The sequence below is a fragment of the Nitrosomonas marina genome, assembly GCF_900111605.1.
Taxonomy (GTDB): Bacteria; Pseudomonadota; Gammaproteobacteria; order Burkholderiales; family Nitrosomonadaceae; genus Nitrosomonas; species Nitrosomonas marina_A.
Map to the genome: position 1 here is coordinate 1 of NZ_FOIA01000038.1, position 23465 is coordinate 23465.

Annotated in this window: 22 protein-coding genes; 14 read left to right on the forward strand and 8 right to left on the reverse strand. The window is 47.0% G+C overall.

All coding sequences use genetic code 11. From position 1 onward, the window contains the following. The first annotated feature begins 214 nt into the window (after positions 1–214). The 5 genes from BMY62_RS13910 (at position 215) to BMY62_RS13930 (ending at position 5384) form a co-directional block, all read left to right on the forward strand. A complete protein-coding gene (locus BMY62_RS13910) occupies positions 215–1858 on the forward strand; it encodes an iron-containing redox enzyme family protein (protein WP_177170404.1) in 1644 nt (547 codons plus the stop codon). Positions 1859–2141: 283 nt separating this feature from the next. Further along, on the forward strand, positions 2142–2636 hold the full coding sequence (locus BMY62_RS13915; RefSeq protein WP_090661284.1) for a P-loop nucleotide/nucleoside kinase family protein: 495 nt from the start codon (positions 2142–2144) through the stop codon (positions 2634–2636). Between the two features lie 117 nt (positions 2637–2753). Continuing rightward, positions 2754–4307 (forward strand): phytoene desaturase family protein, encoded by a 1554-nt coding sequence (locus BMY62_RS13920; protein WP_090661287.1) that lies wholly within the window; start codon positions 2754–2756, stop codon positions 4305–4307. Positions 4308–4388: 81 nt separating this feature from the next. After that, the gene (locus BMY62_RS13925) at positions 4389–4568 is read left to right on the forward strand and encodes a hypothetical protein (protein WP_090661290.1); all 180 of its coding nucleotides are present in this window, start codon (positions 4389–4391) and stop codon (positions 4566–4568) included. Between the two features lie 12 nt (positions 4569–4580). Next, positions 4581–5384: an MBL fold metallo-hydrolase gene (locus tag BMY62_RS13930; RefSeq protein WP_090661294.1), complete on the forward strand. Its 804-nt coding sequence runs from the start codon at positions 4581–4583 to the stop codon at positions 5382–5384. Between the two features lie 304 nt (positions 5385–5688). Here the strand turns inward: BMY62_RS13930 and BMY62_RS13935 are convergent, their stop codons facing one another. Beyond that, entirely contained in the window at positions 5689–6585 is an 897-nt protein-coding gene (locus BMY62_RS13935) for an alpha/beta fold hydrolase (RefSeq protein ID WP_090661298.1), read from the reverse strand. Between the two features lie 248 nt (positions 6586–6833). Between BMY62_RS13935 and ppa the strand changes: the two genes are divergently transcribed. Further along, positions 6834–7373: an inorganic diphosphatase gene (gene ppa, locus BMY62_RS13945; RefSeq protein ID WP_090661304.1), complete on the forward strand. Its 540-nt coding sequence runs from the start codon at positions 6834–6836 to the stop codon at positions 7371–7373. Between the two features lie 109 nt (positions 7374–7482). On the opposite strand, the gene BMY62_RS13950 is transcribed toward ppa, so the two are convergent. The 4 genes from BMY62_RS13950 to BMY62_RS13960 form a co-directional block, all read right to left on the reverse strand. Beyond that, a complete protein-coding gene (locus tag BMY62_RS13950) occupies positions 7483–9108 on the reverse strand; it encodes a formate--tetrahydrofolate ligase (protein WP_090661307.1) in 1626 nt (541 codons plus the stop codon). A 1065-nt stretch (positions 9109–10173) separates the two neighbouring features. Beyond that, complete coding sequence (locus tag BMY62_RS16245; RefSeq protein WP_177170405.1) at positions 10174–10314, reverse strand: hypothetical protein; 141 nt, start codon at positions 10312–10314, stop codon at positions 10174–10176. A 539-nt stretch (positions 10315–10853) separates the two neighbouring features. Further along, entirely contained in the window at positions 10854–11477 is a 624-nt protein-coding gene (locus BMY62_RS13955) for a DUF3465 domain-containing protein (protein WP_090661310.1), read from the reverse strand. A gap of 195 nt (positions 11478–11672) precedes the next feature. After that, complete coding sequence (locus tag BMY62_RS13960; protein ID WP_090661313.1) at positions 11673–12686, reverse strand: LysR family transcriptional regulator; 1014 nt, start codon at positions 12684–12686, stop codon at positions 11673–11675. Positions 12687–12876: 190 nt separating this feature from the next. Here BMY62_RS13960 and BMY62_RS13965 point away from each other — a divergent pair, with 190 nt between their 5' ends. The 4 genes from BMY62_RS13965 to BMY62_RS13980 all read left to right on the forward strand — a co-directional run bounded on the left by BMY62_RS13965 (position 12877) and on the right by BMY62_RS13980 (position 16335). After that, positions 12877–14352, forward strand: a complete 1476-nt coding sequence (locus BMY62_RS13965; protein WP_090661316.1) for a ribulose-bisphosphate carboxylase large subunit — start codon at positions 12877–12879, stop codon at positions 14350–14352. A 21-nt stretch (positions 14353–14373) separates the two neighbouring features. Further along, on the forward strand, positions 14374–14808 hold the full coding sequence (locus BMY62_RS13970) for a ribulose bisphosphate carboxylase small subunit (RefSeq protein ID WP_090661319.1): 435 nt from the start codon (positions 14374–14376) through the stop codon (positions 14806–14808). Between the two features lie 184 nt (positions 14809–14992). Continuing rightward, positions 14993–15946: a CbbX protein gene (gene cbbX, locus BMY62_RS13975; RefSeq protein ID WP_090661322.1), complete on the forward strand. Its 954-nt coding sequence runs from the start codon at positions 14993–14995 to the stop codon at positions 15944–15946. Between the two features lie 20 nt (positions 15947–15966). Then, entirely contained in the window at positions 15967–16335 is a 369-nt protein-coding gene (locus BMY62_RS13980) for a hypothetical protein (protein ID WP_090661325.1), read from the forward strand. A 260-nt stretch (positions 16336–16595) separates the two neighbouring features. On the opposite strand, the gene BMY62_RS13985 is transcribed toward BMY62_RS13980, so the two are convergent. Next, on the reverse strand, positions 16596–18101 hold the full coding sequence (locus BMY62_RS13985; RefSeq protein WP_090661328.1) for a YifB family Mg chelatase-like AAA ATPase: 1506 nt from the start codon (positions 18099–18101) through the stop codon (positions 16596–16598). A 115-nt stretch (positions 18102–18216) separates the two neighbouring features. Beyond that, positions 18217–18531, reverse strand: a complete 315-nt coding sequence (locus tag BMY62_RS13990) for an accessory factor UbiK family protein (RefSeq protein ID WP_090661331.1) — start codon at positions 18529–18531, stop codon at positions 18217–18219. 241 nt (positions 18532–18772) lie between these two features. Here BMY62_RS13990 and BMY62_RS13995 point away from each other — a divergent pair, with 241 nt between their 5' ends. From BMY62_RS13995 to BMY62_RS14010, 4 genes are read left to right on the forward strand one after another with little or no spacing between them, the layout of a single operon-like run. Continuing rightward, positions 18773–19774: an aminoglycoside phosphotransferase family protein gene (locus BMY62_RS13995; protein WP_090661334.1), complete on the forward strand. Its 1002-nt coding sequence runs from the start codon at positions 18773–18775 to the stop codon at positions 19772–19774. After that, positions 19758–20510, forward strand: coding sequence for an N-acetylmuramate alpha-1-phosphate uridylyltransferase MurU (gene murU / locus BMY62_RS14000; RefSeq protein ID WP_371264098.1), 753 nt, complete (start codon positions 19758–19760; stop codon positions 20508–20510). Before BMY62_RS13995 ends, murU begins: the two co-directional genes overlap by 17 nt. 14 nt (positions 20511–20524) lie before the next feature. Continuing rightward, a complete protein-coding gene (pepP, locus tag BMY62_RS14005) occupies positions 20525–21829 on the forward strand; it encodes a Xaa-Pro aminopeptidase (protein ID WP_090661337.1) in 1305 nt (434 codons plus the stop codon). After that, a complete protein-coding gene (locus BMY62_RS14010; RefSeq protein ID WP_090661340.1) occupies positions 21826–22215 on the forward strand; it encodes a hypothetical protein in 390 nt (129 codons plus the stop codon). The genes pepP and BMY62_RS14010 overlap by 4 nt, the downstream gene beginning before the upstream one ends. A gap of 174 nt (positions 22216–22389) precedes the next feature. Here BMY62_RS14010 and BMY62_RS14015 read toward each other — a convergent pair whose 3' ends face one another. Then, the gene (locus tag BMY62_RS14015; RefSeq protein WP_090661342.1) at positions 22390–23394 is read right to left on the reverse strand and encodes a BPSS1780 family membrane protein; all 1005 of its coding nucleotides are present in this window, start codon (positions 23392–23394) and stop codon (positions 22390–22392) included. Positions 23395–23465 lie beyond the last annotated feature (71 nt).

The window sequence follows — 23465 nt, forward strand, 5'->3', positions numbered from 1 at the left end:
AAACCAAGCTGATCGCATCTAGCTTAAATTCCTTCGAATACTGCTTTCTTATTGCCATCTTCAACCTCCTGTTAAGATTATTATCTCTTAACTAGGTTGTCCGGGTTTATTAAACCACGTCACGGATAATCCATTATTTGAAGAATTCAGTTTTGAAGTTCCATTGTTTCTACTAAGCATCGGGCAGTTTCCACGAACCTATCTTGCGGAGCTTTTGGGAGTAAATCTGGGCTGGCACTTTTCTGGACTAAACGCCGTCGGACCCATCCTCGTTCGGAAGGGGCAGCACTGTCATTCCTCAACAAAAGACGATACTTGTATTCAATATTGGGACCGAAGCAAGTTGGGCTGTGAACTCGCTCTGGATGCGGCCATAAAAACGCTGGCGGAACGATCAAATAGAGACCGCGACACATTTTTTTTCCGTATCTGTGTTGGCGCCCTGATAATTACCAATATCTGGAAGGAGTGGGCAAGCAGTGCTGATTGTCGTACCTCAAATTGCGTTGATGCAATCAAAACAGACATGATCAGGATACTCTGCCAAAAGGCTCCGCATGCCATCGGGTATCATGGCAACAGACTCATTGACGGGGCGAAGATCGACTCCCTTTTATCTTCTGAAAACTTTAGACCCGCTGAAATTCTGGAGAGACTGGCCAATTCCGAATTCATTGTGCCAGGCAAACCTGAAGACAGTTTGTTTTACACCAACTTGGTCAGATGGGGAGGTCCCATGCATTTGGTTTTCTCTCCAACAGAATTAGAAACCATTTCTGCATGGATTCTCACGCTATCATCTGCCAGCGAAACACACGAAACGGATGCCCCGGAAATTAGTTGTACTGACAATAATCCGTCGTTTGATGGCAGCACTGATGGCATGATGCACTTGAAGTCAGAATTTGTGCGGCGTAGTAAAGAAAATTTTAGTAAATGTTCTATCCGTGAGATCTATCATTACTTATTAAACATTGAGCAATACCCTGAGATACTCCCTTATGCGGAGCAATTTGCGTACAACAGACTCTCTCGTTCGATGGCTGCACTGAACAGTCACATACGGCCAATTCCGTCCCAGCACTATTGCCCAGAGATTCTGGAATACTGGGTAAGTACGCAGCACCGAGAACAAGTGAATGCCTATCGATCACTCAAAGGGGAGCCATCGATAACGAAGGAAGCTTTTATCAATAGTTCGGTACAGCTTGCTCCTCTCATTCTTATCGATGGCGCTTGGCTACAGGGCATGCTCATTCAAAACTGTATTCATTCGGAATATGGTCGCATATTATTTCAGATATTATATGAGGAGACGGGAGAAGGAGATGTCACACGGCATCACGCAAATGTTTATCGCGAACTGCTACACGAAATGGGTATAAAACTACCCGCAATTGAGACAAGAGAGTTCATACAGTGGACTCGCTTACTGGATTCATCATTTGAAATTCCAGTCTTCTGGTTGAGCGTTTCTTGCTTTCCGCGTCACTTCATGCCTGAAATTCTCGGACTAAATCTTGCAGTCGAACTTGCCGGAGTTGGTGGACCATATATGCAGGCCCGCGACACCCTTCGGCACTTCAAACTGCCGACACTTTTTGTGGATATCCACCTTGCCGCCGACAATATATCTCAAGGACATACAGCGAAATCTTTGCTCGCGATCAAGCTCTATATGGATCAAATTGCAGCGCGAGAAGGACCTCACAACTTGGACTCTACTTGGCGTCGCATATGGTCAGGCGTGCGGTCAACACTGCCGCAACCTAGCCTTCCATGGTTAATCTCAAATACAATCAGCGCACGATTGCGCGGCAAAAAAGCAGACGAACTCCCTAGAATATTTTCCTTTTGAAGGCCTGATACGCGTACGCTACAACACATGAAACTGTCAATATTTTGTAAATATATCAGATCGATACTAATGACAATAGGCTTATGGTGTTATGTCTATATTTAGTATGCGGCCGGTACGACCATCTAGAATTTTTCTTGTTTTAACGCTTCGATCAATTCCGGCGCTAACGGCAACAACTCATCAATATGGCTGTTGGGCCAGGCGGGAAGTTTGGTCAGTGTTTCTCTGAGCCACGTGTACCGCAGAATTGGGCGTTGTACAAATTGAATCGAGATAATCAATGAAATTAGGCAAGCTAACTTTGTTCGCTGGAAAAATGGGCTCAGGAAAATCCACGATGTCCCAAGAGATATCAAAAAATACAAATGCTGTGCTAATTTCTGAAGATGAATGGCTAGGCTCTCTTTATCCAAATCAGATTTCAGGGCTAAATGACTACATAAAGTTATCTAAGCTATTGAAGCCTCAAATAAAGAATCTTGTGCAAGCAATCCTGCAAACTGGTGCTGATGTTGTAATGGACTATCCTGCAAATACTCTTGCCCAACGAGAATGGCTCAAAAGTATTTTTTCAGAGATTGATGCCCCTCATGAGCTGATATTCATTGATTTGCCTAACGACATTTGCCTTAAACAAATAGAGAAGCGGCGGTTGGAAAACCCAGATAGAGAAAAAACAGATACCATAGAAATGTTTGAGGTGGTTACTAAACACTTTTTAGGACCTACATCTCAAGAAGGGTTTAATATTACTACTATCAAGAGCAATACATAACAAGTCAATCAACTCCGCGCCTACGGCACCGGGCGCAGCAAAGCTGTGCCGGTTATTGAGATGTGCGTGGAAAAATAGCTTTTGCGAGATGTGTGTCCGGAGAGGAGATACCGTCAAATGACAGCTAAACAGTCAGCAAACGAGTTCGATGTCATTGTCATCGGGTCCGGCATGGGCGGAATGACAACAGCCGCTGCGCTTTCCCGATTGGACCATAAAGTCCTGCTCCTTGAGCAAGCGCAGACGATTGGCGGGCTGACTCACGCTTTTACGCGCAATGGTTTTACCTGGGATGTGGGCCTCCACTATTGTGGCACATTCGGCCATGACCAATTTGCGGGCCGGATCCTGGACTGGCTCAGCGGTGGAACTATCGAGTTTCGCTCGGTCGGCACGGTCTATGACACGCTGCACTTTCCGGATGGTTTCGAGATATCCGTAGGGTGTCCGGCTGAGGCCTACAAAATGGAGCTTAAAGACCGTTTTCCCGATAATGCCGCCGAAATAGATGTCTACTTCGAAGCGCTGCTGTCGGCAGAGAAAGCCGGGCACATGGTGGGTGCCGAGCGAGCGATGCCCGAGCCATTCCGTTCCGCGCATCACTGGTGGAATAAAAGGAAGATCCAGCGCTGGTGCAGTCGCACGACGGGTGAGGTGATCGCGGAACTCATCAGCAGTCCGAAGCTTGCCGCCGTTTTGTCGGCGCAGTGGGGCACCTATGGCGGCAAGCCAAATGAGGCAAGTTTCGCCATTCACGCCACGGTCATGGGCCACTATCTTGAAGGCGCCGCCTATCCCGTCGGCGGTGCCGCCGCCATCGCAAGAGGGCTTGTTCCGGTGATCGAAGCGGCGGGCGGCAGTGCTCGAGCTGGAACGCCGGTTAGTGAGATACTGCTTGAAGATGGCAAAGCCGTGGGCGTGCGCACCAAATCTAGTGAAGAATTCAACGCGCCCTTCATAGTCTCGGCGATCGGCGCCGGTGAAACCGTGAAGCATCTGCTGCCGGAGAAAATTCGCGAGCAGGATTGGGCTCGCGAGATAGCCGCTTTCAAGCCGTCGATCTGCCACTTCGATCTCTTTCTTGGTTTCGAGGGAGACATCGCCAAACACGGGGCGACACGTTCGAACCACTGGTTTTACGAAAGCTGGAACACCAATGATGCCATCTGGGCAGCGGCAGGCAGCGAACCCATTCCGATGATGTTTGTGTCGTTTCCATCTCTCAAGAACCCTACTCATGATTCAGGTCCGATGGATAAGCACACCGGTGATATGCTGCTTTGGGTCGATTGGTCGTCGGTGGCCGAATTTGCCGATGGCGGTGCTGATAAACGTGCCGACGAGTGGACATCTTTCAAGCAAAATATCGAGTCCAGGATGATGGACTTCTTCAGGGAGAAGTTCCCGGACCTTGCACCGCTTATCGTTTACCATGAACTTGGCACGCCACTCGCAACCGCATTATTCACCGGCCACGAGAAAGGTGGGTTCTATGGTGTCGAAACGACTCCGCGCCGCATGTTGTCAGATGCGCTCAAGGCTCGCACACCTATTCCGGGACTAGTTTTGGCTGGTCAGGACGTTATGAGTCCAGGAATCGCTGGAGCATTTACGGGAGGTCTGTTCGGTGCCGGGGCGATCGATCCACGTGTTTTCCAGAAACTCAGATAAAGAATGTGATACCGTCGAGGCGCTCAGCCCAAGCAATCTTCTCGGGACGGTGGTAGTGATTCCAATCGGTCCGTTGGACCAATGACGATCAGTAAATTACTGGACAAAGCGGTAATGCCACAACAAAGCGCTGCAGCTGACGGTCAACGCGCTTTGCGTGCTGCCCGCGTCTGGGTTTGCTCGTTATGTTTTTTTGAAGTGATAGTTTTCGGCGCTGATGACTGGACAGTTTTCAATGCTGATTGGCATAAATCTATCTAAAGAGGCGTAAATATGAAAATTAAATTTTACGGATACAATGCCTTCCTGATAGAGTCAGGCGATAAACTTCTTGCTATTGACCCCGGCGCGCTATTCTTTTACTGGTTTAGATTTACCACGCTTTTGCCCAAGTCAAAATGGCAGGATATTACGCATATTTTCATCACACACGGTGACCCAGACCATTACTGGCATGCAGACAGAGTGGCAAAGATTTCAAATGCACCTGTAATTTGTAACAAAACAATGCTGCGTAATGTAAATGGAAAAGTATTAGCGTTAGGGCCACGTGCTAAAGGAGTCGCATTTACGACGGAATTTAAAAAAATACGTACTCTATCGTTTGATGAAACTATTGAAATAGATGGTATGACCGTTACAGGCGTTAAAGTTACACATGGTGAACTTGTTCTTAGAATAGGCCCATTTACGACAATTGTGAAACCCGGACTCGAAGAAAGGATAGGATGGGGTTCGATTGGGTTTGATATTAATGTAAATGGAAAACGTATTTTAAATCTTGGCGATACGCTGCTGCATGAGCAGGAATGGAAGAAGTTTGTTGAACCGGACGTGCTGATGATTCCAATTGGTGGTAAAACCGCGCGTAACACTATGGACGAGGAAGAAGCCATACAAGCAGTAAAAGCTATAAAACCAAAGCTTGTAATACCATGTCACTATAATTGTCCTGGCCTTTTTTCTAAATCACTTAATCCTGCTGATGAAGAGAAGTTCAAGCAAGGAGTAGGCGCGTTAGGAGTTCAGTGTTCTATTATGCGAGCTGGGGATACTATAGATATATGCGGTGAATAATACATAACGAATAAGACTAGATCGCACGCGGAACGGATCGCGATTAAGTCTTGAAAAAGGTGTCAAAAGGTGTCAGATCTGTTTGTTAATTATTTTCTTTGCTTAGTGTCAAAAGGTGTCAGATCTGTTTGTTAATTATTTTCTTTGCTTAGTGTGCTAATTCTGTTAAATGTTCATCTTCGCAAACCCAGCGATCAAACTTAACCATAATTTTAAGATACTTCTATAATGTATATGAGGTAAAGAAAGTATTAATATTAATGCAAGATCCGATTTTCTACTTTTCTGTGATACGCGTTGGTTATTACATTCTACTGCTCTGATCACAACCTGCGCCATCCATCAAAAATTCGAATAGATATTGATTCACCAGCTCAGGCTGCTCCTGCTGTACCCAGTGGCCGCACTGGGGAATATACCTGGTTTCGAAGCGACCGACGAAGCAGGGCTCCATGTTGCTGGTGAGTTCCTTGCCCAACGCGGTGTCTTCCTCTGCCCAGATCAGCAGTGTCGGGCACGTGATCCGGTCGAATGTGCGTTCGCCGTGACGGACCCGCTCGCGAAACGCCGCGCGGTAGTAGTTGATTGCCGCGGTCAGCACGCCGGGCTTTTGCAGTGCTTCGGCGTATTGTTGCAATTCATCGTCTGGGAATACGTCCTTTCGAATCGTCATGCCGCGAAAGGCCTTCTCAACAAACCACCGCAGATTCAGGCGTATGCCGAATTCCGGCAGCCAGGGAAGCTGAAAAAAGAACATGTACCAGCTGCGCCGTAATTGACGCCAGTTGGATCTGAGGTGTTGCTGAAATGCAGTCGGGTGTGGGCAATTCAATACAATCAGTTTTTCCGTTGCCTGGGGATATTCCACTGCAAATACCCAGGCGATGCCGCCGCCCCAGTCATGACCGATAATGATCGCTTTTTCCTCGCCGAATACACGAATCAATCCCATGACATCGGCAGTAAGCGTGTCCACACGGTAGCTCGATACGCCCGGCGGTTTTTCGCTGTCGTTGTAACCGCGCAGATCGGGTGCGACAACGCGAAAGTGGTGTGCCAGCGCAGGAATCTGGTGCCGCCAGGAGTACCAGAATTCCGGAAAACCGTGCAGAAGAATGACAAGCGGACCTTTACCCTGCGTTACATAATGCAGCTGAATGCCGTTGACATGCGCATAACCGTGTTGCCAGGATTCATTCATGATTCAGTGTTGCAATTGGTGTTTAAATAATAAAACAGTGATGTGTATGTTTTCTGCCTTTTTAAATACTGAACCGAATTTAGCACAAAAATCATTTGACAACGCGAACGAGGGGCAATGCGCAAAGATTATTGCACCATTGAGAGAAGCAAGCGTATATGGCGATAGTTTTCCAATTGTTGAGTAATAAAGCTTTTGTGTTTTCAATACGCTATAATTCGTTATTTTCAAAGCGAGGCACACTGTAAATGCGTATTGAGGCTATACCCATCGGCAACAACGTTCCGGAAGACGTCAACGTACTGGTAGAAGTGCCGATCGGCGGTCATCCTATCAAATATGAGCTCGACAAGGACTCTGGTACGCTGGTGGTGGATCGTTTCCTGCATACTCCAATGACCTATCCTGGCAACTACGGGTTTGTGCCGAGTACGCTCTCCGACGATGGCGATCCCATTGATGTGCTTGTGTGTAACACCCGTCCGCTTGTGCCGGGCTGTGTGATCAACGTGCGCCCGATCGGCGTGCTGGTGATGGAAGACAACTCCGGACAGGACGAAAAGATCATAGCGGTACCTTCTCCGCATCTGACCAAGCGTTACGAGAAAATTTTCAATTATGATGATCTGCCGGAAATTACGCTCAGCCAGATCGCGCATTTTTTTGAGCATTATAAGGACCTGGAACCCGGAAAATGGGTGAAGATTGGTGACTGGCGCGATGTTGTTGAAGCCAAACGGTTAATCGTCGAGGCCATCGCCCGATACCAGAATACGCTTTCTTCATAAGCCAGGAATTCGCTCAGGATCATGAAGTTTATGCCGTGGTGCACTACGCTTCAGTGAGATCCTGAGCAGTGTCTGAGAAACTGGTTCCGGGATTTTCAGGTATTGCCTGTCAAATCCCGGTGATGTCTCCATCGTCGGTCAGATCGATACGATAGGCTGCCGGTTCGCGCGGCAATCCGGGCATGGTGACGATGTCGCCGGTCAATACCAGCAGATAACCGGCCCCGGCCGCGATACGTACCGATTCAACCGGCAGCGCAAACCCCCGGGGATGACCTACCAGCGCCGGGTCCCCGCTGAGTGACAAATGGGTTTTGGCGATACAGACCGGCAGGCGGTCGTAGCCCAGTGTGTTGATACGGTCGAGATCTTTTCTGGCTGTCCGGCTGAATTCGACACTGCTTGCGCCGTAAATCGTTTGAGCCACGGTGCTTATTTTCGCTTCAGGTGAAGCTTCCAGGCTATACAAATAGCGCGCCTCGGGCTGCGGCCGCTCGCTGGCGCTGACCACGGCATGTGCCAGATTTTCAGCGCCAGCGCCGCCATCCGTAAATCCGCTGAAGCTGGCCACGTCCAGTTTGTGCTGATTGCACCACTGCTCAATCACATTTAACTCCTGCGTGCTGTCGCCAGCGAAGCAGTTGATTGCGATGACAGGCGCAAATCCGAATGTGTGGACACACTGAATATGATGTTCCAGGTGCTTCAGTCCGCGCTCGATTTCACCAAGATCGCCACAAAGCTCAGGATTCCCGCCGCCGTGTATGCGCAAGGCGCGTACGGTGACGACCAGTACCACGACACTGGGCCACAGACCGGAACTGCGGCATTTCAGGTCAAAAAACTTTTCAGCGCCCAGATCGAACCCAAAACCCGCTTCGGTCACTGCGTAGTCGGCCAGGGTAGCTGCGGCGCGGGTGGCCGTTACACTGTTGCAGCCATGCGCGATATTGCCAAACGGCCCGCCGTGAACGAAGGCGGGAATACCTTCGGAAGCTTGCACCAGATTCGGCAGCATGGCATCGTGCAGCAGCGCCGCCATCGCACCTGTCGCCTGCAGACTCTGCGCCGTGACCGGCTCTTCTGTACGGTTGAATCCAACCAGGATACGGCCCAGCCGGGCTTTCAGGTCTGCGGTGTGCTCGCTTAGACAAAGAATCGCCATGATTTCCGAAGCCGCCGTGATATCAAAACCGGTCTCGCGCGGTACGCCGTTGAGCCTTCCACCCAGCCCAATAACCGTCTGGCGCAATGCGCGGTCGTTGACGTCCAGCACACGGCGCCAGAAAATCTGCCGATGTTCGAGATCCAGTTCGCTGCGAAAATGTATTGCATTATCCACCAGCGCTGCCAGCAGGTTGTGCGCTGCGCCGATGGCATGCATGTCGCCGGTAAAATGCATGTTGATACGTGCTGCCGGTTCAAGCTGACAACGGCCACCGCCGGCACCACCGCCCTTGACCCCGAAAATAGGGCCCAGAGACGGCTCGCGCAGCGCCAGCGCCGTTTTTTTACCGATACGCTCCAGACCTTGCGCAAGACCAATGGCGACAGTTGTTTTACCTTCACCGCTGCGGGTCGGGTTGATTGCCGAAACAAGCACAATTTTCCCCGGCGGTTTGGTTTCAGGGTTGGGCAAAGACTGCGATCGAAGCTTGGCCATATGCTCGCCAAAACACATCAGCGAATCGGCGTCCAACCCCAGAGTTTCAGCAATATCCAGTATGTGGTGCATGTATATGTGGAAAATGGCTAAAAAATAGTGTCAAGCTTACTATGAGGTTGCTGATAAGTCGATTTATACACGCCTCCAGATACGATTGTTATCTGTTTTCTTGTTCAAATAACGATCATAAACAATACCGGTTTTCGGATTAGGCAGTAATTATTTGGCATTTTGTTGATCTGAATCAAAAAATCTGATTGGTTTTCGATTCACAATCACAACTCGATTAATTCTTAACGAAGGGGATTAGAAAATGCAAATGTTACAAACAGAAGATGCAAACACGTTTAAAAAACTGGGTTACAATCTCGCTGCCATAGGTGCAGTAGCAGCCGGTCTGATTATAATCTCAATGTATTTTTCGTAAGTGATTGAGTCAGACGCCTGGATTTTTCTGAATTGAATATTTCATTAAAATCCAGGGTTCAGCGATACTCCGCGGTTGTTCCTTCAATCGCTCTGGATAAATCGTAATATGCTTGGTTTTTGCTTTTCTAGGCAGTGATGTGAACGTGAGTTGAAGGCCTGTATCTGTTGGTTATTCATGATCGTTTCCGGTCAGTTCAAATGCTTCGCAAAAGCTGTGTTGGTTAGGCAGGATGCCAAAGTAGAATGCTTGCTGCAGTAATAGGTTTAATGGTTGTCCAGGCCGCGGTATTGAAAAGGCTCAGCTTCTGATGAATCTGCAATCATGTGTGCGAGTTTGAAAATACGATGATCGGCGTGGGCGGACAGGTTCAGAAGATATTTCATTTCGCTTTGCTTTGTCAAAGAAGCTGCTATGGACCTTGAATTTATCCTTTTCGGCCGTCGTCGGGGCGGGGGCGCTAGCTGATTATCAAGTCTAGCGTTGCTACAAATGATCCTGATACGGTTAGAGGGTTGTTAAAAAGGCAGAGAAGTGGTGTTGTACTACAAAACTTGATTTATTTTATGCTGATGCAAATTTCGTATTTCTTAGCCCCCTAACTACTGAGCTAAGAAATATTCGTTAGGTTAGATTTGTTTACAAGTAAACCAGCCTGGTTTTCTGCATTACTATTGATTGGTTTACTCTGCAGTTATTTTGGGATGTTAAGTTGCTTTGTTTAAATTCTGTGTTACAGCTTGATTGTTTGCTCCGGAATCCGCCACTGTTGCAGCGATAAACCCAACTGAAACAATCACCAATAAAGTACCAATTGACAGAATTAGAAAATTTCTAGTTGTATTCATGTTAGTTACTCCTTAGATTGATATTTGACATCCGAGGAAGTGTAAATAAGTCAATATCAGAGGTATATCGGGAAAATCATTATTATTCACTAATGGAATCTATTAGATATTTCGCTGCTACGGTTAAAATAGCGTGGACGATTTGCCTTTTTTTATTAGAAAGGCGTGGAAAGGTGTCGAAAGGTGTCAAATCTGTTTACTAATTATATTGTCAATTGTAGCGATATAACGAAAAGGTGAAAATACTCAACTAAACAAGGTTTTTTGAGTTGAACTCTTGTTTTTGGAATTGACTGCCCGTTGATAAGTAGCGTAGCGTGGTGCCGCTCATTGTGTCTTGTAAGCCCTGATTAGCAAACGGCTGATACTATTCCTGTCCATCCGGCGGTACTGAATCGCCTCAGTTATATGCTGGCTGGTGATTGTTTCGGTGTCCGATAAAATCTGTAGTGGTTCGTACAAGTTTGAGAATGCTGTGATTGGCACGAGCAAACAGGTTCGGACGGTTGATAGCCTGTTTGGCAATTATCAACAGAAGGTCATTGATAGATCACATTATTATGAAAAAGCCATCCATTCACATGAATTGCGTCAGGATCATGATGGGTCCAGTGAATGATGCCTCCCTGATCATTCCATTCGTATTCACCAAAGAATTCAATCTGATCATTTAATGCTAACGTATCAATTCTTGGTGCCAAATCAATGTTGTGCGCCACCAATAGCGTTTGTTTTGATTTCAGTTCAATGATGAATCTTTGGTGGCGGTTTCCATTCAAGTCATCTGACAGAATGGAGATGACAGTACCCGTTCCATATACCTGCACATTACTTTGCACACTTGCAAATAACTGAGCAAGCAATTCATCGCTATTAACCTCTGGTTCAATGAAATCAGTAATTACCCCTGCATTTAACAAACCACCGAAAACATTTCCATATACATAAACGCCTTCATCTTTAGTACCGATATAGGTGTTCGTGTTGGGATAATAGCGAACCAGATACTCATCCAGAGTGGTAGTTTCAACGCCGGCAGGACTAAAATAATTCGGATAAACAACTTCAGCAAAATTAAACAGCTTATTGCTATTGATAAGAATATTTTCTGCTGCAGATATTCCAGGAATCAACGCAATGAGTAGCAGGATCATGAATTTCATAGTTAGCGGTTTTGCTAAAGAAATAATTAATCTTACGACAGGATTCCATGATTCTGTAATGCAATCTTTATCTGTTTAAAATTGACAACCCGTACCAAAAGAGTCACCCATTAGCCCTTCCAGCCACCCATTTCGTTCCGCTCAAATAAAACCAATCATGATTTAGAAAAATAGTCTTTTATTTAATAACTTATTCTATTGGTTTCCACTAGAAATTTTTCCTAATGGGTAATCTTGGCTTATTTGAAGTTTCTGGTTTTGATTGGGTAACAGCGGACAATGACCGGTATTTCCATAGTGGCAAGAAACATCGGCCAACAGTTGTGATGCTTGCTGTAAGTATTCTAAAAATACTTGCGCCACAACTGACAACTGTTTACCTGCCGGATAGGCATAATGCCAATGGCGATTAATGGGCAAGCCTTTTACATCCAGAACAATGAGTTGCTTCGCAGGTGCGTCCAGCGCTATTGTATGATGTGACAATATTGATATACCCAGCCCTCCTATAATGGCCTGTTTGATTGCTTCATTACTACCCAGTTCCATTCTCACTTTTAGTTTCAAGCTCTGATCGGCAAAAAAACGTTCAGTAGCTATGCGTGTACCGGAACCAGACTCGCGAGATATAAACGGCTCTTTAACTATGCGTTTTGGCGTAATTTCCTTTTCATTGGCGAGTTGATGATCAACCGATGCAAGCGCGACCAGTTGGTTTTCCAGGAATGTTTCAGCAATCACATCTATCTCTTTAGGGGGTTGTCCCAGAACATAGAGATCATCCAGATTGTTGGCTAAACGCTCCAGAATATTTGCGCGGTTAGTTACTTTTAGACAAACTTCAATTCCTGGATGTTTGCGGCAAAACATGCCAAGTAACCGCGGTACAAAATACTTGGCCGTTGTTACCACTGCGAGTCGCAGTTTGCCGGTCTTCATTCCTTTCATATCTGCTGCAATCATTTCAAAACGCTCGAAGCATTTGAAAATATCCTGATTCATTTCATGCAGTTCCTTTCCCGCATCAGTGAGGTAAATTTTTTTGCCAATTTGTTCGAATAAGGGTAAACCGACAGTATCGGTTAATTTCTTGATTTGCATGGACACCGTTGGCTGGGACAAGAACAATTCTTCCGCCGCGCGTGTGTAACTTCCATAACGAACAATTGCTTCAAAAACTTCAAGTTGGCGCAAAGTACCATGACGCATTATTATCCCTCCGTTTCATAGATTGTAGTCTATGGTATAGATAGAAAACTATCATTATTATAAATAAATAAAGTAGTGCATGATACCCCTAGCCCGCTCCAGGGTACTTTTTATCGACTCGGAATTACAAACTGATCATGTTGACAAGAATGTATGCCAGCGGGTTTTATAAACATTAGGAGATAAGATTATGGCTTCTCAAACTATAAAAGAAGGTAAAGAACGTTATAAATCGGGTGTCATTCCATATAAAAAAATGGGTTATTGGGAACCGGATTACGTACCCAAAGACACGGACATTATTGCTATGTTTCGGATTACGCCGCAACCCGGTGTAGACCACGAAGAGGCTGCAGCGGCGGTTGCAGGCGAGTCCTCTACAGCGACGTGGACTGTAGTGTGGACGGACAGATTGACTGCATGCGAGTTATACCGTGCTAAAGCTTATCGTTCTGAACTTGTGCCTAATACTGGTCCTGGTACCGATAACGAAGCACAGTACTTTGCTTACATTGCGTACGACCTGGATCTATTCGAAGAAGGATCAATTGCTAATCTGACTGCTTCCATTATCGGCAATGTGTTTGGCTTCAAGGCGGTTAAGGCATTACGACTGGAGGACATGCGCATTCCGGTTGCTTATCTCAAAACATTTCAGGGTCCAGCAACCGGTATCGTTGTTGAGCGGGAGCGATTGGACAAATTTGGCCGCCCACTGTTAGGCGCTACCACTAAACCAAAGCTAGGTCTGTCGGGCCGCAATTATGGCCGCGTTGTGTACGAGGGCCTCAAAGGCGGTTTAGACTTCATGAAAGATGATGAAAACATTAACTCTCAGCCGTTTATGCATTGGCGTGATCGTTTTCTGTATTGCATGGAAGCCGTGAACAAGGCATCTGCTGCTACGGGTGAAGTGAAAGGGCATTATTTGAATGTCACGGCCGGAACCATGGAAGATATGTACGAACGTGCAGAGTTTGCCAAATCCCTGGGATCAATCATTGTCATGATTGATCTGGTGGTCGGCTATACCGCGATTCAATCAATGGCTAAATGGGCACGAAAAAATGACATGATTTTGCATTTGCATCGCGCTGGTAATTCAACTTATTCACGTCAAAAAAATCACGGTATGAATTTCCGTGTGATTTGCAAGTGGATGCGCATGGCCGGTGTTGATCACATTCATGCAGGAACCGTCGTTGGCAAGCTTGAGGGCGATCCGCTCATGATCAAGGGTTTTTATGATACTTTGCGTGAAAGTCGTACTGAGAAAAGTCTGGAGCACGGATTGTTTTTTGATCAAGACTGGGCGTCGCTGAATAAATGCATGCCGGTCGCTTCGGGTGGTATTCATGCTGGCCAGATGCATCAACTCATTGATTATCTTGGTGAAGATGTGGTGCTGCAGTTTGGCGGCGGCACCATTGGTCATCCTCAAGGTATACAAGCTGGAGCAACAGCTAATCGCGTAGCGCTCGAAGCCATGATTCTGGCTCGAAACGAAGGTCGTGACTACGTGAAAGAAGGTCCACAGATACTTGCAGAAGCGGCTAAGTCGTGCACACCGCTCAAACAAGCGCTAGACACATGGAAAGATATTACCTTCAACTATGAATCCACCGATACGGCTGATTTTGTGCCATCCACTACTGCGAGTGTTTAATCATATTCAGGAGATATTATTATGATGACCAATACAGGCAATATGCTTACGCAAGGACAGTTTTCTTTTCTACCTCCACTGACTGACAAGCAGATCTCGGCACAGTTGAAGTATGCTTTAAAAAATGGCTGGGCAATCGGCATTGAATATACTGACGATCCCCATCCACGTAATACTTATTGGGAAATGTTCGGCAATCCTATGTTTGACTTGAAAGACCCTGCTGGGATTTTGATGGAAATCAACAGTTGCCGTAAAACTTTTCCAAGTCATTATATCCGTGTCACGGCATTTAATTCTACACGTGGCGTAGAGAGTCCGACAATGTCATACATTGTTAATCGACCGAAAAAAGAACCAGGCTTCGGTCTGGTGCGGCAAGAAGGCGCAGGTAGACATGTAAATTACAGTATACATTCTTATGCAACTGATAAGCCCGAAGGCGAGCGTTACTAATATCAGGTGTTCTCTCTCTTCGAAGCAGAAGAGAGAGAATTCGTAAATTGCGCGGTCGTTTTAGGTTAATGAATAATTTGTTGTATTTACGATAAAATTTTGGATGACACAATAAACTAAATCAATATAAATTGATGCGTGCTTCCTGTGTCTATTCTATGAAGTCACAAACAAGGGATCAAGCATGTCCAAACAATCTAAAAACCCAACTTCATCCGACGATACACAAATTGATTTGGATGCGGAATTTCGCAAATCCAACATCAAAGAAGTGTTGGATAAACTGGATCGAGAGCTGATTGGCTTAAAACCCGTAAAAACACGCATTCGTGAAACGGCGGCACTGTTGCTTGTTGATCGCGTTCGCAAACAAATGGGTTTGTCTGCAGGCGCGCCCAGTCTGCATATGTGTTTTACCGGCAATCCGGGAACCGGAAAAACAACTGTAGCACTACGCATGTCCGAAATCCTTCATCGATTAGGATATGTACGTGAAGGTCATCTTGTTTCTGTCACACGCGACGATCTGGTCGGTCAGTATATCGGTCACACTGCACCCAAAACCAAAGAAGTTATCAAAAAAGCGATGGGAGGTGTTTTATTTATTGATGAAGCTTATTATCTATATAAACCAGAGAACGAACGTGATTATGGCGCAGAATCCATTGAGATACTGTTGCAAACGATGGAAAACAATCGTGAGGATTTAGTCGTAATCCTGGCTGGTTATAAAGATCGGATGGATAAATTTTTCCATAGTAATCCTGGCATGCGTTCGCGCATAGCGCACCATATTGACTTTCCAGATTATGATGCTGATGAATTAGTTGCAATTGCCAAGTTGATGTTGGCAGATCAGAATTACCGTTTCAGCCCGGCTGGAGAAGAAGCATTTGGTAAATATGTCCGCTTACGCATGAAAATGGAACATTTTGCAAACGCGCGTTCAGTTCGTAATGCTCTTGATCGTGCTCGGCTTCGTCAGGCTAATCGATTATTCATTGGCACGAAGAAGGCATTGACTAAAACTGATCTTATGACACTCGAACCGGAAGATATTCTTGCAAGCCGTGTTTTTCTTGAGGGCAAGCCGGATAGTGGATCAAGCGCTATTCCGGAAGCAAAAAAACAGGGATAAAACATGTTATCTTAAATGATATGAAGCCGCTGCCTAAACCGTTACGTATATTTCCTAAAAAAATTGAAGCAGCCTGTTATAACCGGGCACGCCTTGCCCAATTGCGGACAGGGGGTGCTTTACGCGTGTCGTTGCAACAACATCGTGGTCTGGAAGTGATTCTTAATGCTGATAATTGGTTATGCGTTGACAGTTTTAACGAGGATCAACCGGTAATGGCATGGTGCGATTTTGAAGTACACGCGCGTAGTGATTTACATCGACCTATCGCCACTAAATTATGGCTTTTTCATAGCTGCTCCGGTCTGATCATGGGTTCTGCACTCGATGATCTGCAGCAAACGCTGAACGAAATGAAGATTTGTCAAAGTGAAGCGACAGAGTTGTAACGGGATTGTAATAACCAATCTTTCAAGGCCTGAAAAAGGTGTCATCAAAAAGGTGTCCAAAAAGGTATCAAATCTGTTTACTAATTATATTATTAATTATCACTAGACAACGAAAAAATGAAGAATTCTTAACTAAACAAGGTTTTTGAGTTGAATTCTTGATTTTGGGAATTGACTGTTTGTTGTTTAGGTGCTCGTTAGTAGCGCAGCATAATGCCGCTCATTGTGTCTTGTATGCCATGATTAGCAAACGGCTGATACTAATGTCTGTCCATTCGGCGGTACTGAATCGCCTCAGCTATATGCTGGCTGCTGATTGTTTCGGCGTCCGATAAATCTGCAATTGTGCGAGCGAGTTTGAGAATACGGTGATACGCACGGGCGGACAGGTTCAGACGGTTGATTGCCTGATTGAGCAGCGCTTCACAGGATTTGTCGTGCGCGCAATAGCGGTCAATTTCTTTCACGTTCAGCTGGCTGTTAGCTTTGTTTTGACGCATAAGCTGACGCTTACGGGATTGTTTAACGCGGTGACGTATTACATCGCTTTTCTCACCAATTGTCTGCTGGCGCATCAGTTCTTCCTGTGGAATGGCCGGAACTTCGATTTGCAGATCAATACGATCGAGCAGCGGGCCGGATATTTTGCCGCGGTATCGAGCAATCTGGTCCGGGGTGCAATGACACTTCCCCGAATGATGGCCCAGGTAGCCGCAGGGGCAGGGATTCATTGCAGCAATCAACTGGAAGCGGGCGGGGAATTCGGCCTGGCGGGCAGCGCGGGAGATGGTGATCTTGCCCGATTCGAGTGGTTCGCGTAACACCTCTAATACCTTGCGGTCGAATTCCGCCAGTTCATCAAGAAACAGTACGCCGTGCATAGCCAGAGAAATCTCGCCGGGTCGCGGATGGCTGCCGCCGCCCACGAGCGCTACCCCTGATGCGGTATGGTGCGGTGCTCGATAAGGTCTGCGTTTCCAGTTGGCAGTGTCAAAGCTTCCCTGGCTTAAAGACTGCAAGGCGGCCGATTCCAGTGCTTCATCCTCGGTCATGGGTGGCAGGATACCTGGAAAACGCGCTGCAAGCATCGATTTGCCGGTGCCGGGCGGGCCGATCATCAGTACGCTGTGATTGCCGGCTGCGGCTATTTCAAGTGCCCGCTTGACTTTCGCTTGCCCCTTGACTTCGGACATATCAGGATAATCCGGGATATTGTCGCTGATATTCGGCGGATCGTTGTAAACGGTCAGTGGCGTACTGCCGGTCAGATGCGCGCATATCTGTAGTAGCGATTGTGCGGCGTAAACATGCGCCCGTTTTACCAGTGCAGCCTCGGCTGCATTGTATTGCGGTAAAACAAAACTGCGACCCGATTGCGCGGCATGGTAGGTCATGGCCAGTGCGCCGTGTATGGGACGCAGCTCGCCGGTCAGCGCCAGTTCACCGGCCCATTCATACCGATCCAGTTTGTCGTCGGGTATTTGTCCGGATGCGGCCAGGATGCCGAGTGCTATTGGTAAATCGAACCGGCCACTTTCCTTGGGCAGATCCGCGGGTGCCAGATTAACGGTAATTCGTTGCGCGGGGATTTTAAAATGTGCTGTTTGCAGCGCGGCCCTGACGCGATCCTTGCTTTCCTTGACTTCAGTTTCGGGTAGTCCGACGATGGTGAAACTTGGCAGGCCATTGGCAATGTGCGTTTCTACTGTGACGAGCGGCGCCTGCATACCGGCAAGAGCGCGGCTGTATAAAACGGCTAACGACATTGGAAAAGCAGATCTGCTTTAACTGTCTGTGTACACATGTAGAAATTTGTATGCAATGTATGCATATGTGGAAATTTCTTTATCGCCGCGTATGTTTGCAATGCTATGCCATGATCTAGACGGTCTGCGCGGGGTCTGTGTCTGCAGTCTGTCCGGTTTTGGTATCGATTCCCGATTGTTCTTCCATTTCAGGCAGGCCGAGCTGTTGCTCCAGTTCTTTGACTTTGGCTTCTAGCTGAACCAGTTTTTCACGTGTGCGCAACAGCACTTCGTGCTGTACATCAAACTCCTCCCTGGTTACCAGGTCCAGGCGGGAGAAAACACCAGACATTACGGCGCGCATGTTTTTTTCAACATCTTTTGCCGGGCTGTTTTGCAGAATTTCACTGACTTTCGAATTGATTTCTTCAATGACATTTTTGTTGAGCATTGTGTTCTCCATGATTTGATAATTTGTGACAGCCAATATTAATGGGAAACAACAGCATCATGGTAAAATCACAGACTGGCCAATTGAGCGCGGTGACGACTGGATTGTATACGCCTATGATTAATTAGTGTTATCTGCGGTTGTCTCTTTCTGGATAAGTATATATCGGTCAGTTTTCATCGTAACAGGATTTAATGACAGGGTCATCCCTAAATAGTCCGGATGCGTTTTAACATAGAGTATGAATCGTTTACAACTCCTTGAAAATTGGGTGGCACAGCAGTTCCCGGGAAAGCCGTTTGTGTTGCGGCCTGCTTCAGCGGACGCCAGTTTCCGGCGTTATTTTCGTATACAGGTCGGCCATGAATCATGGATTGCCATGGATGCGCCGCCAGTGCAGGAAAATTGTGCACCGTTTATTCATGTGGCGCAGCTACTGGCAGATGCGGTCCATGTCCCTGAAATATGCGCACAGGATACATCACAGGGGTTTTTGCTATTGTCCGATCTGGGTAATCTCACCTACCTGCAAGCACTTACCGAACAGCCGGAAACGGCGTCCCGGTTATACGGTGAGGCAACAGATGCACTGATCAACATGCAGCTGACACAGATACTGGAAAATTTACCCGCTTATGACGAGAAGCTGCTGCGATATGAGCTGGATCTTTTCCCAGCGTGGTATATAGCCTGTCATTTGCGGATTGAACTGAATGATAAACAACAAGCTGTACTTGAGCAGGTGTTTGCATGCATACTGCAAAATAATCTTGCACAACCGCGTGTTTTTGTGCATCGGGATTATCATTCGCGCAATCTGATGGTCTCCGAACCCAATCCGGGTATTCTCGATTTTCAGGATGCCGTAGTAGGTCCAGTAACTTATGACCTTGTTTCCCTGTTCAAGGATGCCTATATTCAGTGGGAAGAGGAGCAGATTCTCGATTGGGCGATAAGATACTGGGAAAAGGCGCGCCGGGCCGGAATACCAGTACAACAGGATTTTGGCGATTTTTATCGTGATTTTGAATGGATGGGGGTGCAGCGCCATATCAAGGTGCTTGGCATTTTTGCACGCCTTGCATATCGTGACGGCAAGCAGGCTTATCTGGATGACATGCCAGTGGTGATGCAGTATTTACGTAAAGCTTGCGAACGTTACCGAGAACTGAATTGCCTGCTCAATCTGCTGGATGAGCTGAATAACTGTAACCCGGAGCAGAAAGTTGGTTACACTTTCTGAGTCCGTTCAGTACCGGGCAATGGTTCTGGCCGCCGGACGCGGTGAACGCATGCGTCCGCTAACGGATGCACAGCCAAAGCCGTTGCTGCAGGCTGGCGGACGCCGGCTAATCGAGTACCAGATCAGCAGCCTTGCTGAAGCGGGTTTCCGGCATATCGTCATTAACCATGCGTATCTTGGCGCAATGATCGAAGACACGCTGGGTCGTGGCGATCGATACGGTGTCCGTATTGTCTATTCACCAGAAAAAAAAGTGCTGGAAACCGCGGGCGGTATCGCGAATGCGCTGCTGCTGTTGACTGAGGGGGATTGTAATCGCCCTTTTCTGGTCGTCAATGCGGATGTATATTGCGAGTTCGATTACGCGTCCCTGCTGCCGATATTGCGTGCTATGCACCGGAGCGCCCCGGCTGAACTCGCACATCTGGTTCTGGTCGACAATCCACCGCATCATGACTCGGGTGATTTCGCGTTAAGACAGGGAAAAGTGGCACTGGCCGGTGAAAACCGTCTGACTTTCAGCGGTATTGGCATTTATCATCCATTGCTGTTCAAGCACGTTATACCCGGCATACCGGTTAAACTGGCGCCCATACTGCATACAGCGATTGATGATACGCGTGTAACAGGTGAATATTTCCCGGGAACCTGGCTTGATATTGGAACGCCAGACAGGTTGATGCAACTGGACAGGTTGATGTGTGCCCGGCATGCGAACAGCGGCCAGTCATGTTAAAGTAAATAATACCAATGGAAAAGATTGAACAGTTTTTGAAACGACGCAAACGATTGGCGTCAATGATGGGGAGAGGTGTTGCGGTCATTCCGACTGCACCTGAACGGTTGCGAAACCGTGATGCGTATTATCCTTACCGTTTTGACAGCTATTTCTATTACCTAACCGGATTCAAGGAACCGGAAGCGGTCTTAGTCATAGTAGCGGAGCAATCAGAATCCGCCAGGTACTTTCTGTTTTGCCGCACGAAAGATCCTGAACGTGAAATCTGGGATGGGTTTCGTTTTGGTCCGGATCGTGCCAGGGAAGAGTTCGGATTCGATGAAGCGTACCCTATCTCAGAGATAGACCAGAAGCTTCCGGAGTTGTTGGCAAATCAGACCACAGTATATTCGGCTTTTGGGAATGATGCGGCCTGGGACCAGCGTATTGCCGGCTGGCTCAATCGGGTGCGTGCGCAAAACCGAAACGGAGTGGCGGTACCCGGTGAAATTCATGATTATCGTACATTGCTGGACGAGATGCGTCTGATCAAGGATGACAGCGAGCTGCAGATCATGCGTCGTGCGGCCGATATTTCGACGCAAGCGCACCGAAAGGCGATGCAGGCCACGCGCCCCGGCAGATACGAATATGAAATAGAAGCTGAATTGCTGCATACCTTTAACCGTTTTGGCGCGCGTTCACCTGCGTATACATCCATTGTCGCTGGCGGCGCCAATGCCTGTATTCTTCACTATATTGACAATTGCGCACAATTAAAGCAGGGCGATCTGCTGTTGATCGATGCCGGATGTGAACTGGAAGGCTATGCTTCTGATATCACGCGCACGTTTCCGATTAATGGCCGGTTTACTCCAGTACAGAAAGATATTTATCAACTGGTGCTATCTGCGCAGATGGCGGCGATTGATCAGGTCAGGCCCGGAAACACCTGGAACGATCCACACCAGGCGGCGCTGCGGGTTCTGGCACAGGGGTTTATCGACTTTGGATTGTGTCAGGGAAGCGTAGAAGGCGTGCTGGAATCGGAAGATTACAAACGTTTTTATATGCACCGTACGGGTCATTGGCTGGGTATGGATGTGCATGACGTGGGGGAATACAAACAGCAGGGCGAATGGCGGATATTGCAACCCGGTATGACGTTGACTGTCGAGCCGGGCTGTTATATCCGTCCTGCTGAAAATGTACCGCAGCATTTCTGGGATATTGGCGTGCGTATTGAAGATGATGCATTGATTACAGCTGACGGCAATGAACTTTTAACCGCTGCAGCACCCAAAACTGTGACAGAGATAGAGGAGTTGATGCAATGAATGATGAGCAACGCAGAATAATCATCAGAAGAATATCCAGCTATGAGCAACAGGGAGAGGATTCTCAGGGCCGCGCGCCAGTGCCACCGATTAATCGCTGGGTCGCACTAGCACTGCTGATTCCGGTTTTGGCGCTGTTGGCGGTGTTGGGTGTATTCTTTTTTACCATTTTTGTAGCCCTGTTTTCCATTATAGCTGTTGTTATTGGTGTAAGAATCTGGTGGCTGCGTAAAAAATACCGTCGTTCAGCGCACCAGCATACGAACGCCTCACAGGCTGAATGGTCGTCAAACAGCGAGCAATCCACAAAATCCGGTGTTGTCGAAGACGCTGAAATTATTGAAGAAACTACCGTCGTCAACGAAAGCAAACAATCAAAGCGGTAAAGATTGCAACAGTAATAATTTGCTGATTGCCAGTTATTTTAACTGCTCTATTGGATAGTCACTCAGGCTGTCTCAAGCAGCTTTAACAGCGCCAGCCCGTGTTGTAGAAACAGGTCTGACGCCCGGTTAATAGCTGAATGTTTTAATTCTGACAATAATGCGGGCGGCTCGGGTTTATTTCTTTGTGTCGCTATCCAGGCTGTCCTGGTATTCCCGGAAATGTTCGTCACTGCAAAAAAACCGCCCGTCGAAGCGTATGGCTTCTTCTTTAGGAACCAGTATCTTACATTGATAGCATTCAACAATATCGCCTTCAGCTGCGAGAGGACTTTTTTCGACCGATATTTTGTTTTGATTGCTTTTTGATTCGCTTTCTTCTTTTTGGGGAGGTCTGGATTCACGTGGCTCATCTGACCAGTTTGCCTGCTGATAATCTGTTTTCGGATAAAATTCGTCCGAATTTTTAACTTCTTCACCCAAAAATATATTTTTATAGCTGACATAAATCGATGCGAAAATGGTTGGAATAAGTATTACCAGACCGACTCCGTAGGGCATCAGCGCAAAGATGGAGAAAATGATCAGCAATATACCATACAGTTGAAACGGAATAATATTCTTTAAACAGGCGAAAAAGCTATTCTTCATCGCCGGTATGGGCTGTAGATTATGGAAAACAACCAGTAACGGAGAGAACCAGGCAGCCATCATCAAGGGAATCGAAAACAATAAGGCCACCAATGATGCGGTCAGCATATCGTCCATCACTGTAATCAACTCATTTTCGTCGACTCGTTTACCGTATAGCAGCATGTCTGTCATCTGGCTTCCGCCAATCATCATGACCAGACCGATAATCAATACCTGGCCGATCAGATAAATACCGCCAACAGTGACTAGCGAAACGACGTTGGTTTTAAATGCAATGAACAGATGAACAATTTCGAGTTGCCTGCCTTGCTCCTGTTCCCGGCAGCCAATCATAATACCAGCCAGAAAGACAGGTGAAACCAGCGTAAAAATAAATTGTCCGAGTACTGGAATCAGTGCCAGTGTCATGGCTATTAGCAGCAGCGTGAAGCATACCAGCACCCAGATCATCGGTGCCTTACGGAACATATGAAAGCCATTGGCAATCCAATACCATCCATATTTAGCACTGAGTTGATGAATTTCCATTAACGTATCTCCAGTTTTCAGTTCTTTCTATCTTTGTTTTTAATTTAAAAATACTACACTATAAATAGTGT

Coding starts and splice junctions, on each gene's coding strand:
- BMY62_RS13970 (WP_090661319.1), top strand. CDS start 14,374: ATGATGACCAATACAGGCAATATGCTTACGCAAGGACAGTTTTCTTTT.
- BMY62_RS13930 (WP_090661294.1), top strand. CDS start 4,581: ATGAAAATTAAATTTTACGGATACAATGCCTTCCTGATAGAGTCAGGC.
- BMY62_RS14010 (WP_090661340.1), top strand. CDS start 21,826: ATGAATGATGAGCAACGCAGAATAATCATCAGAAGAATATCCAGCTAT.
- BMY62_RS13915 (WP_090661284.1), top strand. CDS start 2,142: ATGAAATTAGGCAAGCTAACTTTGTTCGCTGGAAAAATGGGCTCAGGA.
- BMY62_RS13955 (WP_090661310.1), bottom strand. CDS start 11,477: ATGAAATTCATGATCCTGCTACTCATTGCGTTGATTCCTGGAATATCT.
- BMY62_RS13965 (WP_090661316.1), top strand. CDS start 12,877: ATGGCTTCTCAAACTATAAAAGAAGGTAAAGAACGTTATAAATCGGGT.
- BMY62_RS13920 (WP_090661287.1), top strand. CDS start 2,754: ATGACAGCTAAACAGTCAGCAAACGAGTTCGATGTCATTGTCATCGGG.
- BMY62_RS13980 (WP_090661325.1), top strand. CDS start 15,967: ATGAAGCCGCTGCCTAAACCGTTACGTATATTTCCTAAAAAAATTGAA.
- BMY62_RS13925 (WP_090661290.1), top strand. CDS start 4,389: ATGACGATCAGTAAATTACTGGACAAAGCGGTAATGCCACAACAAAGC.
- BMY62_RS13960 (WP_090661313.1), bottom strand. CDS start 12,686: ATGCGTCATGGTACTTTGCGCCAACTTGAAGTTTTTGAAGCAATTGTT.
- ppa (WP_090661304.1), top strand. CDS start 6,834: ATGCGTATTGAGGCTATACCCATCGGCAACAACGTTCCGGAAGACGTC.
- pepP (WP_090661337.1), top strand. CDS start 20,525: ATGGAAAAGATTGAACAGTTTTTGAAACGACGCAAACGATTGGCGTCA.
- cbbX (WP_090661322.1), top strand. CDS start 14,993: ATGTCCAAACAATCTAAAAACCCAACTTCATCCGACGATACACAAATT.
- BMY62_RS14015 (WP_090661342.1), bottom strand. CDS start 23,394: ATGGAAATTCATCAACTCAGTGCTAAATATGGATGGTATTGGATTGCC.
- BMY62_RS13995 (WP_090661334.1), top strand. CDS start 18,773: ATGAATCGTTTACAACTCCTTGAAAATTGGGTGGCACAGCAGTTCCCG.
- BMY62_RS13990 (WP_090661331.1), bottom strand. CDS start 18,531: ATGCTCAACAAAAATGTCATTGAAGAAATCAATTCGAAAGTCAGTGAA.
- BMY62_RS13935 (WP_090661298.1), bottom strand. CDS start 6,585: ATGAATGAATCCTGGCAACACGGTTATGCGCATGTCAACGGCATTCAG.
- BMY62_RS13950 (WP_090661307.1), bottom strand. CDS start 9,108: ATGCACCACATACTGGATATTGCTGAAACTCTGGGGTTGGACGCCGAT.
- BMY62_RS13985 (WP_090661328.1), bottom strand. CDS start 18,101: ATGTCGTTAGCCGTTTTATACAGCCGCGCTCTTGCCGGTATGCAGGCG.
- BMY62_RS16245 (WP_177170405.1), bottom strand. CDS start 10,314: ATGAATACAACTAGAAATTTTCTAATTCTGTCAATTGGTACTTTATTG.